The 14,675-nt window shown below is 72.2% G+C and carries 10 protein-coding genes and 1 pseudogene; 5 read left to right on the top strand and 6 right to left on the bottom strand.

All coding sequences use genetic code 11. From position 1 onward, the window contains the following. The first annotated feature begins 155 nt into the window (after window positions 1–155). From OH804_RS32240 to OH804_RS32230, 3 genes and pseudogenes are all read left to right on the top strand, one after another. The gene (locus tag OH804_RS32240) at window positions 156–1,937 is read left to right on the top strand and encodes a PspC domain-containing protein (protein ID WP_406061390.1); all 1,782 of its coding nucleotides are present in this window, start codon (window positions 156–158) and stop codon (window positions 1,935–1,937) included. Continuing rightward, window positions 1,934–2,164, top strand: a pseudogene (locus OH804_RS32235) (hypothetical protein); the annotation flags it as partial. The gene OH804_RS32240 and the pseudogene OH804_RS32235, both read left to right, overlap by 4 nt. 604 nt (window positions 2,165–2,768) lie before the next feature. Beyond that, window positions 2,769–4,022, top strand: coding sequence for a phosphatidylserine decarboxylase (locus OH804_RS32230; RefSeq protein ID WP_406061388.1), 1,254 nt, complete (start codon window positions 2,769–2,771; stop codon window positions 4,020–4,022). 58 nt (window positions 4,023–4,080) lie between these two features. On the opposite strand, the gene OH804_RS32225 is transcribed toward OH804_RS32230, so the two are convergent. From OH804_RS32225 to OH804_RS32215, 3 genes are all read right to left on the bottom strand, one after another. Further along, window positions 4,081–5,031, bottom strand: coding sequence for a phosphatidylcholine/phosphatidylserine synthase (locus OH804_RS32225; RefSeq protein WP_196919742.1), 951 nt, complete (start codon window positions 5,029–5,031; stop codon window positions 4,081–4,083). A 345-nt stretch (window positions 5,032–5,376) separates the two neighbouring features. Further along, window positions 5,377–6,324, bottom strand: coding sequence for an NUDIX hydrolase (locus OH804_RS32220; protein ID WP_406061386.1), 948 nt, complete (start codon window positions 6,322–6,324; stop codon window positions 5,377–5,379). Window positions 6,325–6,966: 642 nt separating this feature from the next. Continuing rightward, window positions 6,967–7,917, bottom strand: coding sequence for an NUDIX domain-containing protein (locus OH804_RS32215; RefSeq protein WP_406061384.1), 951 nt, complete (start codon window positions 7,915–7,917; stop codon window positions 6,967–6,969). A gap of 143 nt (window positions 7,918–8,060) precedes the next feature. Here OH804_RS32215 and OH804_RS32210 point away from each other — a divergent pair, with 143 nt between their 5' ends. Then, the gene (locus OH804_RS32210) at window positions 8,061–8,429 is read left to right on the top strand and encodes a PspC domain-containing protein (protein ID WP_406061382.1); all 369 of its coding nucleotides are present in this window, start codon (window positions 8,061–8,063) and stop codon (window positions 8,427–8,429) included. Window positions 8,430–8,436: 7 nt separating this feature from the next. Here OH804_RS32210 and guaA read toward each other — a convergent pair whose 3' ends face one another. Together guaA and OH804_RS32200 are read right to left on the bottom strand one after the other, a co-directional pair. Beyond that, window positions 8,437–9,993 carry a glutamine-hydrolyzing GMP synthase gene (guaA, locus tag OH804_RS32205; RefSeq protein WP_196919746.1) on the bottom strand — a complete coding sequence of 519 codons (1,557 nt, stop codon included), beginning with the start codon at window positions 9,991–9,993 and terminating at the stop codon, window positions 8,437–8,439. A 185-nt stretch (window positions 9,994–10,178) separates the two neighbouring features. Beyond that, window positions 10,179–11,876 (bottom strand): FAD-dependent oxidoreductase, encoded by a 1,698-nt coding sequence (locus OH804_RS32200; RefSeq protein ID WP_406061380.1) that lies wholly within the window; start codon window positions 11,874–11,876, stop codon window positions 10,179–10,181. A gap of 145 nt (window positions 11,877–12,021) precedes the next feature. Between OH804_RS32200 and OH804_RS32195 the strand changes: the two genes are divergently transcribed. Next, window positions 12,022–13,140, top strand: coding sequence for an LCP family protein (locus tag OH804_RS32195; RefSeq protein ID WP_196919748.1), 1,119 nt, complete (start codon window positions 12,022–12,024; stop codon window positions 13,138–13,140). A 7-nt stretch (window positions 13,141–13,147) separates the two neighbouring features. On the opposite strand, the gene OH804_RS32190 is transcribed toward OH804_RS32195, so the two are convergent. Further along, complete coding sequence (locus OH804_RS32190) at window positions 13,148–14,605, bottom strand: M1 family metallopeptidase (RefSeq protein WP_196919749.1); 1,458 nt, start codon at window positions 14,603–14,605, stop codon at window positions 13,148–13,150. Window positions 14,606–14,675 lie beyond the last annotated feature (70 nt).

Below are 14,675 nucleotides of genomic sequence, written 5' to 3'. Positions count from 1 at the left end.
GTGGCGGACAGGTCGAGGTCGGGTGACTCGATCGTCACACGCTGGGGCCTCCGCGACCACGGGGACGCCCCCGACATTCCGGCCGCCGGATCTCAGGGTGGGGTCAGGGTCGGGTCCTGAGGTCGTTCGGGTGGACCGGGCAGCAGGATCGAAGCATGACCGAGGAAGCTGCCCCGCCGCCCCGACCGGGGTCGGCACAGCCGGGCGGTTCAGCACCGCCCCCGCCCACCACCACGCCCACCGAATGGACCGAGCCCAGCACGTTCGGTCCGCACGCCGGCACCGACGCGACCGCCGGCACCATGCCCGGCGGTCCGGCCGACGGCTACCCGCCGCCCGCGGCGGGCTACGGCCCGGGCCCCGGGTTCGCGGCGGGCACCGGCTACGGCCCGGGCGGCACGCCACCAGGGCCGGGTGGTCCCGGTCCGTCCGCGCCGCCACCACCGCTGGGCGGCACCAGCTTCACCTCGCGGTACGGCCTGGTCCGGCCACGTGAGGGGCGGTATCTGGCGGGGGTCTGCGCGGCGATCGGGCGCGCCACCAACACCGATCCGGTGCTCTGGCGGGTGCTGCTCGCGGTGCTCGGATTCTTCGGGGGCATCGGCATCCTGGTGTACGTCGCCGCCTGGTTGATCATCCCGAACGAGGGCGACACCGCCTCCCCGGTCGAATCCATGCTCGGTCGTGGTCGCTCCAGCATGTCGCCGGTGACGGTGATCGTCCTGGGCATCCTGGTCGCGGCCAGCTTCGCGTACATCGTCACCGACGCCTTCCGCGCGGTGCTCCTCGGCGCGGCCATCCTGGTCGCCGGCGCGCTCCTGCTCAACCGGGACGGCCGCAATCCACGGCCCGGCACCCCGGGTGGTCCGCAGCCCGCCGCACCGTCCGGCACGGTCGTCCCACCGGTGACGTGGCCCGCACCGTCGTACGGCGCGGCGCCGTCGACCGGCCCGGCGGTGACCCCGCCGATGTTCGGCACCGCTCCGGAGTACGCCACCGCGACGACCGGGGCAACGCCCACCGTCACCATCCCTGGGTACGACGCGCCGCCGACCAGCGCGACGCACCCGGTGTCCGGGGTCGGCCCGGTGTCCGGCCAGCCGGCCGGCACGACGGCTGCCCAGCCCGGCTGGCCGAGCGCCGCGATGCCCAGCGCCGGCTGGCCGTCCGCGCCGGTGAGCAGCGCACCCGTTGCCCCGGCCGGCTATCCGACCGCCCCGCCGCCCTCCGGCTACCGCCCCCCGTTCGCGCCACACGGCCCGTACGCTTCGCCGACCCCGGCCGCACCTCCTCCGCCCAAGCCACCGAAGCCGCCGAAGCGCCCCAAGGAGCGGTCGCCGCTCGGCGCGGTGACCTTCTCGCTGATCTTCCTGGTGCTCGGTCTGGTCGCCCTGCTCGACCTGCTGGACGTCTTCGCCATCAGCGCCTCGGCGTACTTCGCGGCCGCGCTGGCCACCATCGCGCTGGGGCTGCTGGTCGGCACCTGGTTCGGGCGGGCCCGCTGGCTCATCGCGCTCGGTCTGGTGACCGCGGCGGCGCTGGGCACGGCGACCGTCGCCGAGTCCTACGACCGGATTCGGGGGGTCGACGGCGCGGTGACCTGGGCGCCCACCGACTACCGCGATCTGGCCGACCGGTACGAGAACAGCTTCGGCGACGCCGTGCTCGACCTGCGCGGGATCGACTTCGCGAAGCGGGACAGCCAGGTGACGGTGGCCGTCAACTTCGGCCAGGCGACAGTGGTCGTGCCGCCGAACGTGGACGTCACCACAGTGGCCGACGTCAACGCCGGTGACGCCACCATCTTCGGTAACCGCTCCGGCGGGCTGGACGGCCGCCTGCGGGAATCCACCGACGTCGGTGCGGACGGCCCCGGCGGCGGCACCCTGCGCCTCTACATCCACGTCAATGCCGGCAACCTGGAGGTGACCCGGTGAAGGCTCACCGCACGGATCTGGTGTCGTTCGCCTTCGGGCTCGTGTTCCTCGCGCTGTCCGCCTGGTGGCTGCTCGCCCAGCTGCTCGGGCTGGCGCTGCCGCCGGTCGGCTGGTTCCTGGCCGGCGCACTCATCCTGATCGGGGTCTTCGGGTTGGTCGGCGCGCTGCGCTCGGGTCGGCCGAGCCCGCCGGAGCCGACCGCCGAGGCCGGAACCGCAGGTGCCGTCGCCCCCGTCTCCGGCACGTCCGTCTCCGGCGCACCCGTCTCCGGTGCGCCCGTGCCGGTCTCCGGTGCCGCCACGTCGACCTCAGGCACGGCCCTGCCGGTCTGGGAAGCCGAGCGGGCCACCTGGGACACCCCCTCCTCCGACCCGACGCTCAGCACGGACCCGACGTTGGGGATACCGGCCACAGAGACGCGGGCGGAGGTCGCGCCGACCACCGACGTGATCCACCCGGCCTGGCTGGCACATCCGCCGTCGGACCCGCCGACCGAGCCCATTCCCGGCCGACCCGACAGCGGAGACGACGAGCCGACCATCGGAAACCTCGCCCGTCCGACCTCGTCCGAGGCGGACGAGCCGACCCGGTCCGACCAACCAGTCGAGGCCACCGGCGACCAGCCGGGCGACGAGCGGGAGGGTCCGCGCCGGGAAGCCTGACCTCGGGCGCCTGCCCGCGTCGGCCCACCGCATCCCCACGGCGGTGCAGCCGGCGCGGACAGGCGCATATGCTGGCCGGTGGAGATCTCGCCTCCGCCGGCCGGCCCGTCCCGCCCATGGCGGTCCCGCCGCGATTCCCGTCTCTACCCCCGTCAGGAGCCCGCCCGACATGACCCAGTCCCCCGCCGTGCGTACCACCGGCCGGTCCGGTCCGGTCCGCATCGGCGAGCGAGCCGCCCGTACCCTCGTCGCCGAGCTGGCCCGGATCAACGACGCCAAGGCCGCCCTGCTGGTCGGGGTGACCCCGGACTCCGCGGTGCTGGCCGCGGCGGTCGAGGCGCTGCTCCCCGGTGACCGGCTCACCGTGGTGCCCGCCGAGCCGTTCGGCGCCGCGGCGCTCCGCGAGCACGTCACCGCCCAGGGCCGCTGGGTCGCCGACCGGGTGAGCGTCGTCGACTCGCTCGCCGAAGCCGAGGCCGCCGGGGTGGTCATCGCCGGCGAGGTGTTCGCCGGCACCGCCGAGGCGACCCGCAGCGGCATCGACGGGCTGTCCAAGTACCTGACCGACGGGGCGGTGCTGAGCGTGGCGACCGTCGCCGCGCCCGGCCGGACCGAGGGCGCCGCCGCCGAGCTGGCCCGACAGGACGCCCTCTACGGCGTCGGCGCCGACCTGGTGCTGCGTAACTCGCCGCCGGTGCGGGTCTACCGACTGCGGTTCACCCCGGCCAGCCCGGCCACGGCCGACAGCCTGGCCCCCGCGTACCGGCCGTCGAGCGTGCCGCTGACCCGGGGCATGCACATCGACTCCAACGGCGTGGCGGCGGCGGGCATCGCACTGGGCCTCGCAGCGCTGGCCCGGGTGACGCGCCCGTCGTCCAAGCTGTGGCTGCTGCCGGCCCTGGCCGCCGGGCCGGTCGCTGCGTTCTTCCGCGATCCCGAGCGGGACGTGCCGGAGGACCCGAGCGCCGTGGTCGCCAGCGCGGACGGGAAGGTCCTGTCGGTGCAGCGGCTGCACGACGAGCGCTTCGGCGACGGCGAGTGGCTACGGATCGCGGTGTTCCTGTCGGTGCTGGACGTGCATGTCAACCGCTCCCCGGTCGCCGGCAAGGTGGTGGACTACTTCGTCGCCGACGGCGGCTTCGTCAACGCGATGAAGCCGGACGCCGAGCACAACGTCGCCGCGTACACGGTGCTGGACACCGCTCGCGGCACGGTGGTGGTCGCACAGCGGACCGGGCTGATCGCCCGCCGGATCGTGCAGCGCGCGCCGATCGGCGCGCTCCTGGCCAGGGGCGAGCGGTTCGGGCTGATCCGGTTCGGCTCCCGGACCGACGTCTACCTGCCCGCCGAGGCCGCGGACCCGCTGGTCGGGCCGGGCGACAAGGTGGTCGGTGGGTCCACGGTCATCGCCCGCTGGCGCTGACCCACGAACGAGGAACGGGGCGCCGCTTTCGCGGCGCCCCGTTCTGTGTCTGCTCGGATCAGGCGGTGCGACGCTGCCGCAGCCAGAGAACCGGCCCGCTGACCAGGTAGCCCACCACGATCAGGGCGAACGTGAGCCGGATGTCGACAAGCGCGCCGATCACCGGGGCCAACCAGAGCCACGGCGGCAGCTTCACCAGGCGGGCGAGCTTCGCGTACGGGAAGCTCGACACCATCGCGAAGGCCAGCAGCGCCACCCCGGCGACCAGCACGGCACCGGGCACCGGCAGGCCGATCGCCACGGTCACGGCGAGCACCGCGGCCGCCATGGTGGTGGGCACGCCGCAGAAGAACCGGCCGTCCTTCGGCGAGACGTTGAAGCGGGCCAGCCGAATCGCGGCACACGCCGCGACCAGGGCGCACGCCACCGCCGCCGCGGCGGTGGAGACGGAGCCGGCAAGCGAGGCGTAGACCACTACCGGCGCGGCGAGGCCGAACGAGCACATGTCGGCCAGTGAGTCCATCTGCGCGCCGAACGGGCTGGCCACCCCGAGCCGTCGGGCCAGCGCGCCGTCCAGGCCGTCGAAGCCGACGCAGGCGATCAGGCACAGCGCCGCCATGCGCACCTCGCCCTGCATGGCCAGGAAGATGGCCAGCATGCCGAGCATCAGACTGGCCAGCGTGCAGGCGTTGACCAGGCCGAACTTCATCCGGCGTGCCATGGTGCGCTCGCCGGGGAGCAGCGGGATGGACCGGGCCTCGTCGGCCTGCGCCATCGGCGGCATCGCCGGGCTGACCGGCACGACCGCGTCGATGTCGGCTCGGTCCAGGCCCAGTGTCGGGTCCACACCCAGTGTCGGCCGGCTGAGCCGGTCCAGGCCGTAGCGACGGCGCTGCCGGTCGGCGTACCGGTGCTCGGTCGGGGACAGGTCACTCGGGTGCAGGTCGCCGTCGCGGCGACCCACCCGGACCAACAGCACCTGGCGGGCGAACGTGCTGCTGCGGCGCAACCGGCCCGCCCAGCGACGCCCTGCGGGGCGCGGACTGTCAGTAGTACGACGCCGGCGCCATGGGGCTCTCGGCACGTTTCCTCCATCACCGGATCTGCTGGCCGCCAACTGGCGGTTGTCCGGCTGTCTCGTGCCGGACCTTGCATGGCCCGGCAGCCGTTTTGCGGAGTACACCATCGCATAGGGGAACATGGCTTGGCGATAGCTGCCGGCGGTACTTATATCTGGCTTAAACCGCTCGAACCGCTCGCTTGTTCCCATCCCGGGCGTCATCGCCCGTTTCCTCCATCATTCCCGCCTTTGACTGTACCGGAGGGTCACCAACTCGGCTCACCGAGCGGGGTGCTATCGGCCGCTCTGTCCGATTGCCACGGCAGCGATGTCGCTCAACGGCAGGTCAACCGCCTCGGCGCGAGTGAACCACCCGGCCCGCGCCGTCGACCCTCCGGCGGACTCCGTGACCACCGCATCAGTAGGTACGTCCACCAGCACCCGATAGATCACCCGTACGCCATGCCAGTCCAGCGGCCGACCCTCCGGGCCCAGTGCGGCGGGATTGTGCAGGTTGTTGACGCCCAGCAACTCCACGACCCGACCCACCTGGCCACCCTCCTCGACCAACTCCCGTAGCAACCCGGTGGCTGGCTGCTCACCGTGATCGGTGCCACCGCCGGGCAGATGCCACAGGCCGGCCCCCGGATAGCCCTCCGCGATCTGAGTCAGCAGAATCCGCCCAGCAGGATCGGTGACCAGCCCGTACGCCCCGAAGCGCAGCCGACGGTCGGGGTGCGCCGGCGGGAACGGGTCTCGCGACCGGTGCGCTCCGGGCGGCAGTGGGGTCACCGGCAGGCCCAGCGCCTCAGCGGTGAACGGGGTCAGCGGCAACTCCGCCACCTCGGCCAGTGAAAGCCAGCAAGCCCGATCGACCGGCCCACCCGCTTCCTCCCGCAACCCGCCCTCAGGCTTCGCGGCGTGGGGCGCGCCCTCGGACCGCGCGCCGTGAGGCGTGCCGAGCTCGAACAGCAGCCGGTCGGTGTGCAGCGCGACCTTGTCCTCCGGAAAGGTGGCGACATCGGCAACCACAGCGAGTAGCCGGGTCACAGTCACCGTCAGCCCGGCCTGTTCGGCAACCTCGCGGACCACGACGTGCTTCGGGTCCTCCGCATGCCCAACGGCACCGCCCGGCAACCGCCAGAGCTCCGGAAACTCACCCTCCGCCCCGTCCCGAACCACCAACACCCGGCCCGAATCCCACAAAAGCCCGTAGGCCCCGACCCGCCGCGTCAATTGCACCCCTGCCACCCCCGTGTTCGCACCCCAGACCCGTTGATCATGAAGTTATCGCCATCCATCTCGCGCCGCGACAATAACTTCATGATCAACACGAGGCGGTACGCGGGAAACTCGTAGAGCTCACGAGCCGAGGCCGCCGAAACCGAGCAAGCACCCACAGGCCATGACCGTCTAGGCCCATAAGGCCGGTTTATCTGGTTTGACCGCCTGTCCGCTTCACTCCGGTAGCCCTCATTGTGGAGTCCATTCGCGCCGCAGCAGCCGAGACGAGCAGTGATCGACTCGGGTTCCTTGAAAACGCGGTGTCCGAGCGAGACGGATAGCGCGACTTCCGTGAAACCGAGTGGATCATGACCTGGCCTGGGGTGGGCCGAGGATCGCCCGCCCCGGAACGCCCGTGCGGACAGTCCCGGCGGGGCGCCCGAGCCCAAGATCGCGCAATATCCAGGATGTAGTGGCCTCACCGACGCGCCGATGCAACTACATCCTGCTTCGAGCACGATCTTGCCGCCGGGCCGCCGGGCCGCCGGGCCGCCGGGCCGCCGGGCCGCCGGGCCGCCGGGCCGCCGGGCCGCCGGGCCGCCGGGCCGCGAGGACGCGAGGACGCGAGGACGCGAGGACGGCTGACGGGCCGGTCGGGGCTCAGGTGAGCTGGGCTGCTTGGACTGCTTCGGCGGTCACCTCGGTGAGGCGGTCGGTGGGGAGGGCGCCCAACTCCTCGCGGCCGAACCAGCGGGCCTCGCAGGTGGAGCCGCCCACGTCGGCCACGGTCAGTGGGTTGGGCTGGTCGACGACGACCCGGTAGAAGGCGCGTACGCCGTGCCAGTCGATCGGGTAGCCCTCGGGGCCGAGCGAGGCGGCGTCGCGGTGGCTGGCGACTCCGAGGAGTTCGACGAGGCGGCCGGCCTGGCCGGTCTCTTCGATCAACTCTCGGATGAGTGCCGCGCCGGGCTGCTCGCCGTAGTCGGTGCCGCCGCCCGGCAGGTGCCAGCAGCCGGCACCGGGGTAGCCGTCGGAGATGCGGGTGAGCAGCACCCGGCCGGCGGGGTCGGTGCAGACCGCGTACGCGGCGAAGCGCTGGGCGCGGTGCAGCCCGTCGGGGCCGGGCACGGCGTAGAAGGAGGGGAACTCGGGGGCCTCGTCGGGCACCACGTCGGCCGAGGAGGCGGGCAGCCCGAGGGCGCGTGCGGTGAACGAGCGCAGCGGCAGTTCGCGCGCCTCGTCGAGGGTGTACCACCGGGCGAGGTCGGTGGGGCGTTCGCCGACCCGGTCGGCGAGGGTGCCGCCGCGTACGGCCACCCGGTAGATCAGGCGGTCGGTGTGGATGGTGATGCCCCGGTCCGGGAGTGCCCGCATGTCGGCGAGCACGTCGGCGAGGCCGGAGACGGCGACGGAGAGGCCGGTTTCGGCGGCGGTTTCGCGAACGACTGTGTGGTTCGGGTCCTCGCCGTGGTCGACGGCCCCGCCGGGCAGCGACCACGCCCCGGGGGTGCCGGAGTGCTCCGATGCGCGGACCAGCAGGACTCGGCCGATTGAATCAGCACAAACTGCGTATGCCGCGATCCTGCGGAGCGGCTTGAGCAAGGTGGTCACGGAAGCAAATTCTCCCCGGGCCGGGTTACCGGGACGGAAAAGAGTCGGATTCCTGACTGTCTGACCCCGATCAGGGATTGGTCAGGGTAAGGATCCGGGCGGTCACCGAGGGCGGGCCGGGCGCCAGCGCGGACGGTAGGGGTATGACATCGACCACCGCTCCCCGCGCCCCGTACAAGCAGCTTCGGCGACCCACCACCGACCGCATGGTCGCCGGGGTCGCCAGCGGCGTCGGCCGCTACTTCGCCGTCGATCCCACACTGGTCCGGGTGATCTTCGCGGTCACCGGCCTGCTCACCGGCGGGCTCGCGCTGTTCGCGTACCCGATCATGTGGTTCCTGATGCCGGAGGAGCCCACCGGCGCGCCGGCCTGGCCGCACGCCGCGGGCGTCGCGCCGCAGAACGGCCCGCCGCCCAACGCCGGGCCCGCGCCCGGCGGGCCACCGCAGGGGTACGCCCCGACGCCGCCCTACCCGCCGACGACCCCGCTCAGCCCGCCGCCGGCCGCCTGAGCGGCGCTCACTCCCACTCGATGGTGCCCGGCGGCTTGCTGGTGACGTCCAGGACGACCCGGTTGACCTCGGCGACCTCGTTGGTGATCCGGGTGGAGATCCGGGCCACCACGTCGTAGGGCAGCCGGGACCAGTCGGCGGTCATCGCGTCCTCGCTGGAGACCGGGCGTAGCACCACGGGATGCCCGTAGCTGCGCCCGTCTCCCTGCACTCCGACGCTGCGCACGTCGGCGAGGAGCACCACCGGGAACTGCCAGACGCCCCGGTCGAGGCCGGCGGCCGTCAGCTCCTCGCGGGCGATCAGGTCGGCCTGGCGGAGCAGGTCGAGGCGCTCCTGGTCGACCGCGCCGATGATCCGGATGGCCAGGCCGGGGCCGGGGAACGGGTGCCGCCAGACCATGGCCTCGGGCAGGCCCAGCTGGAGGCCGAGCGCGCGGACCTCGTCCTTGAACAGGGTGCGCAGCGGCTCGACGAGCGCGAACTTCAGGTCCTCCGGGAGGCCGCCGACGTTGTGGTGGCTCTTGATGTTGGCGGTGCCGGTGCCGCCGCCGGACTCCACCACGTCGGGGTAGAGAGTGCCCTGGACGAGGAACTCGACGTCGCCGTGTGCGGCGATCTCGCGGGCCGCGGCCTCGAAGACCCGGATGAACTCCCGGCCAATGATCTTGCGCTTCTGCTCCGGGTCGGTGACCCCGGCGAGCGCGCCGAGGAACCGGTCGGCGGCGTCGACCACCTTCAGCTTGATGCCGGTGGCGGCGACGTAGTCCTTCTCCACCTGCTCGGCCTCGCCGGCCCGCAGCAGGCCGTGGTCGACGAAGACGCAGGTGAGCTGGTCACCGACCGCCTTGTGCACGAGCGCTGCGGCGACCGCCGAGTCCACCCCGCCGGAGAGGCCGCAGATGACCTCCTTGTCGCCGATCTGGGCGCGGATCCGGGCGACCTGCTCGTCGATGATGTTCTCGGGCGTCCAGGTCGGCTCGATGCCGGCGATGTCGTAGAGGAAGCGGGTCAGCATCTCCTGGCCGTGCGCGGTGTGCCCGACCTCCGGATGGAACTGCACACCGGCCCGACGCCCGGCCAGGTCCTCGAAGGCGGCGACAGGGGCGCCCGCCGACTCGGCGGTCACAGTGAAGCCCTCGGGCGCCTCCGTGACGGCGTCGCCGTGACTCATCCAGACCGGCAGGTCCGCCGGCAGGTCACGCAGCAGCACACCCGGCTCGAGCAGGCGGGGGCGCAGCGGGGTGCCGCCGTACTCGCGGTTGCCGGTCTTCGCGACAGTGCCGCCGAGCGCCTGGGCCATCGCCTGGAAGCCGTAGCAGATGCCGAAGACCGGCACGTCGGCGCTGAACACGCCCGCGTCGATCTGCGGCGCGTCCGGGGCGTAGACGCTGGACGGGCCGCCGGACAGGATGATCGCGGCGGGGTTCTTCGCCAGCATCTCGGCGATCGGCATCGAGTGCGGCACGATCTCGGAGTAGACCTTCGCCTCACGGACCCGGCGGGCGATGAGCTGGGCGTACTGGGCTCCGAAGTCCACCACGAGGACGGGGCGAGGCAGGCTCATGTGCACGAAGCCTACCGACAGTCACGGCCGCTCCCGGCACCGGCTCGCCAGCAGTCCACTCTCCCCGCGATCTTGCACTTCCTGTCCCGACAAAAACCGCAAAAGTCGCAGAACGACGACCGAAACTGCAAGATCGCCGGGACGGGGCGGGACGGGGCGGGACGGGGCGGGGCGGGGCGCCGGGGTCAGGGTCGTAGCGCTCCTGGGGCGTTTGGCGGCACCGCCGGGTTGTGTGGGGGTACGGGGGCGAGCCGGCGGTACGGGGTGCCGAGCGGTGGGCGGGGGTCCTGCTCGCCCTTGTTGGGCCAGAAGGACATCGCCCGTTCCGCCTGGGCGGTGATCGTCAGGGAAGGGTTCACGCCCAGGTTGGCCGACACCGCGGCGCCGTCGACCACGTGCAGGCCGGCGTGCCCGTACACCCGGTGCCAGGGGTCGATCACCCCGTCGGCCGGTGTGGCGCCGATGACCGCCCCGCCCAGGATGTGCGCGGTCATCGGGATGTCGAAGGGTTCGGTGAGCGATCCGCCGGGGGTACCGCCGATCTCGTCGGCGAGCAGTCGGGCAGCTGTGTTGCCGGCCGGGATCCAGGTCGGACTGGGCGTGCCGTGGCCCGGGCCGGTGACCAACCTGCGGCCGAGCGGGCCACGCCGCCACCGGGTGGTCAGCGAGTTGTCCACTGACTGCATGACCAGGGCGATCACCGTCCGTTCCGACCAGCCGCGCACCGACAGCATCCGCGCGGCCAACCGGGGCTGCCGCACGATGCTGCCCAGCCAGCGGCGTACCCGGTGCGGGCCGCCGTCGACAAGCAGCGACTGGAGCAGACCCATCGCGTTGGAGCCCCGCCCGTAGCGGACCGGCTCGACGTGCGTCTGCGGGTCGGGGTGGAACGAGCTGGTGATGGCCACCCCCTCGGTGTAGTCCAACCGCTCGGCCCGGGCCCGTTGGCGCGGCACCGAGGCACCGAGGATCGCCTCCGAGTTGGTCCGGGTCAGCTCGCCGAGGCGGGGCGAGAGCCCGGGTAGTGCCCCGTCGGCCCGCATCCCGTGCAGCAGTCGCTGGGTGCCGAGCGCCCCGGCGGCGAAGACCACCTGGTCGGCGTGGATGACCTGCCGGCTCTTGCGCAGCCAGGCGCCGGTGCGTTCGGCGAGCACCTCGTACCCGCCGCCGTCGGCGGGCCGGACGGCGGTCACAGTGGTCAACGGGCGGACCGTGACCCCGAGCCGTTCGGCGAGCCAGAGGTAGTTCTTGACCAGTGTGTTCTTCGCCCCGTGCCGGCAGCCGGTCATGCACGAACCGCAGTGCAGGCAGCCGGTGCGTTCCGGGCCGGCACCGCCGAAGTACGGGTCATCGACCCGCTGGCCGGGCCGGCCGATGTGCACGCCCACCGGGGTGGCGTGGAAGGTGTGCCCCACCCCCATCCGCTCGGCCACCGCCCGCATGGCGCGGTCCGCGCCGGTGTGCACCGGGTACGTGGTGACGCCGAGCATCCGTTTCGCCTGGTCGTAGTGGTGGGCCAACTCGTCGCGCCAGTCGGTGATGTCCCGCCACTGAGGGTCGCTGTAGAAGGCCGGAAGCGGTTCGTAGAGGGTGTTCGCGTAGACCAGCGAGCCGCCGCCCACCCCGGCGCCGGAGAGCACCAGCACCCCGCCGCCGGATCGTCGGTCGGCCGGGCGGAGCAGGGTGAGCCGTTGAATGCCGTAGCAGCCCAGCTTCGGTGCCCAGAGGAACCGGCGGACCCGCCAGGACGTTCGCGGGAACTCGTCGTCGGCGAAGCGGCGGCCAGCTTCCAGCACCGCCACCGAGTAACCCTTCTCGGCCAGTCGGAGCGCGGTGACGCTGCCACCGAAGCCGGACCCGATGACGACCACGTCGTACCGCATGGACGCATCATTACTCGCGAGTAGCGCTCGCGCCAGCGGCACTTTTCGCGCGATCATGCTCCGGCCGACCGACCCGGCGTCTCCCGGCCGCAACCCGGAGCACCCGTCGGAGCGTTGTTCACCAGACGGGTGGAAGGAATCCAAGATGGTTCTCGGGTCGATGGCTCCGCGCCGACGATGGCTGCTGCTGGGGTTGGCGGCCCTCGCCGTCGTCGCGCTGATCGCCGCCGGCACTGTGGTGATCAGCCGGCTGACCGGGAACGACAAGCCGGGCGGCCCTCCGGTGGCCGGCTCACCGACTCCGTCACCGGTCGGCACGCCGACCCCCAGCCCCAGCGGTCCACCGCCGGGCGCGGACATCACCGGCCCGCTCAACCTGCTGCTGGTCGGTGTGGACACCCGGGTCAGCGTGCCCGGCTGGGAGCCGCACTCGGACGCCGTGCTGGTGCTGCACGTACCCAAGGGGTTGGATCGGGCGTACCTCTTCTCACTCCCCCGCGACCTGGTGGTGGACATCCCGGCGTTCCCGAAGGCCGGATACAAGGGCGGCAAGACCAAGCTCACGCACGCGATGAGCTTCGGCAGCCGGGTGCCGGGCAAACCCAAACAACCCAGCACGGCCCAGGGGTACGAGCTGCTGCGCAGCACTGTCAGCGGCTACACCGGGCTGCGCATCGACGCCGGTGCGGTGCTCACCTTCAACGGATTCGACCGGCTGGTCAACGCCCTGGGCGGGGTGGACATCTACGTCGACCAGCGGGTCGAGTCGCTGCACCGCCGACCGGACGGCAAGTACCGGGAGAGCGCGCCGGGCGGGTACACGGGGCCGCAGCAGGTGTACGAGAAGGGCGAGCAGCACCTCAACGGCTGGCAGGCGCTGGACTACTCGCGGCAGCGCTACATCACCGGCGGTGACTACGCGCGGCAGCGGCACCAGCAGCAGCTGATCCGGGCGATGACCCGCAAGATCCTGGACGAGGGCCTGGCCAAGCAACCCGAGCGCGTCGACCAGGTGGTCTCCGCACTGGGCGACACGCTGGTCTACGTGGGCGGGCGCCGGATCGTCGACATCGCGTACGCCCTCAGCGGCCTGCCGGAGAACCGTTTCACGCTGGTCGGGCTGCCCGGTTCCGGTGTCGGCAAGGGCAGCGCCTACCGGGGCGAACAGCTGACCGCCGAGGGCCGCAAGTTCCTCACCGAACTCCGCGCCGGCCGCGCCGACGCGTACCTTGCCGCCCACCCCAAGCTGGTCGTGAAGAACTGACCGCCGCTCAGAGCCGCTTGGGCAGGTCGGGCTTCTTCGTGCCGTAGAGCCAGGCGTCGAAGATCGCATCGAGCTGCTTGCCGGAGATCCGTTCGGCAAGGGCCACGAACTCGGCAGTGGTGGCGGTGCCGTCGCGCTTCTCCGCCGCCCACGTCTTGACGATCTCGAAGAACGCCTTGTCGCCGACGGCCACCCGCAGGGCGTGCAGGGTCATCCCGCCGCGCTGGTAGACCGACTCGCTGAACAGCTTGTCCACCCCCGGCTTGCCCGGCGGCGTCCTCCACACCTGCGCGGACATTTCGGCGTACCGCCTGTCGAACGCCTCCTTGGCGGTGTACGCCTTGGTGTGCTCGGCCCAGAGCCACTCCGCGTACGTGGCGAAGCCCTCGTTGAGCCAGATGTCCTCCCACTTGGCCAACGCGACGCTGTCGCCGAACCACTGGTGGGCCAACTCGTGGGCGACGACCTCGGTGTTCTCGCCCTGCCGGAAGAAGCTCGCCGCGTAGACCGGTCGGCTCTGCGTCTCCAGGGCGTACGAGATCCGGCTGTCGGAGATCACCACCCCGCCGTACGCGCCGAACGGGTACGGCCCGAACACACTCTCCAGATAGTCGGCCACGGCGACGGTCTGCGCGATGGACGCGTCCGCGTTTCCCTTGGCCTCGGTGGTGGTGACCGCGTTGTAGACCGGGCGGCCCTTGTGCTCGCCGGTGGTGATCCGGAACTTGCCGATCACCAGGGTGCTCAGGTAGCTGGCCATCGGCGACTTCTCCGACCACTTCCAGGTGGTCCAACCGCCCGAGCTGGCCTTGCCGCCGGGAACGCCGTTGCTGATCGCGGTCAGGCCGTCCGGGACGGTGACCTCGAAGTCGTAGGCCGCCTTGTCCGACGGGTGGTCGTTCACCGGGAACCAGGTACTGGCCGACTCGGGCTGACCCAGCGCGATGGCACCGTCGGCGGTGTGCAGGAAGCCGCCGTCACCGAGCGTCTCGTTCTTCAGCGGCTTCGGCTTACCGGCGTAGGTGATCTCGGCGACGAAGCCGTTGCCGTTGATCAGGCCGGAAGCCGGCTTGATCACCAGCTCGTTCCGCTTGCGGCTGTGGGTCGCCGGTGCGCCGTCCACCGTGACCGCGCTGACGGTCAGGCCGGCCAGGTCGAGGTTGAACGTCGACAGGTCCGCCGTCGCGGTGGCCCGCACTGTGGTCGTACCCGTCAACTGGTCCTTGGCCGGGTCGTAGCGCACCTTCACCGTGTACCGACCGACGTCGTAGCCGCCGTTGCCGTAGGTCGGGAAGTAGGCGTCACCGACCCCGTCGGCGCCCGCGCTGAACGTCCGCGACGGTGTGGGAGACGCGCTTGGTGGTAGCGCCGTATCCGGGCCCGTCGAGTCGCATCCGGACAGTGCGAGCGCACCGGTCACCAGCAGGCCGGCACCCATTCGCAGTCTGTGCCGCGTCCCCCGCATCCCACACCCTTTCCGCACGGTGGCCGGTCACGGCCGCGCGAACTGGCGCCTACCCGCCGTTCGCAGGCGG

It is taken from the genome of Micromonospora sp. NBC_00860 (assembly GCF_045207375.1).
In the GTDB taxonomy this organism is placed as follows: Bacteria; Actinomycetota; Actinomycetes; order Mycobacteriales; family Micromonosporaceae; genus Micromonospora; species Micromonospora vinacea.
This window is presented reverse-complemented; position numbering and strand designations above follow the sequence as displayed.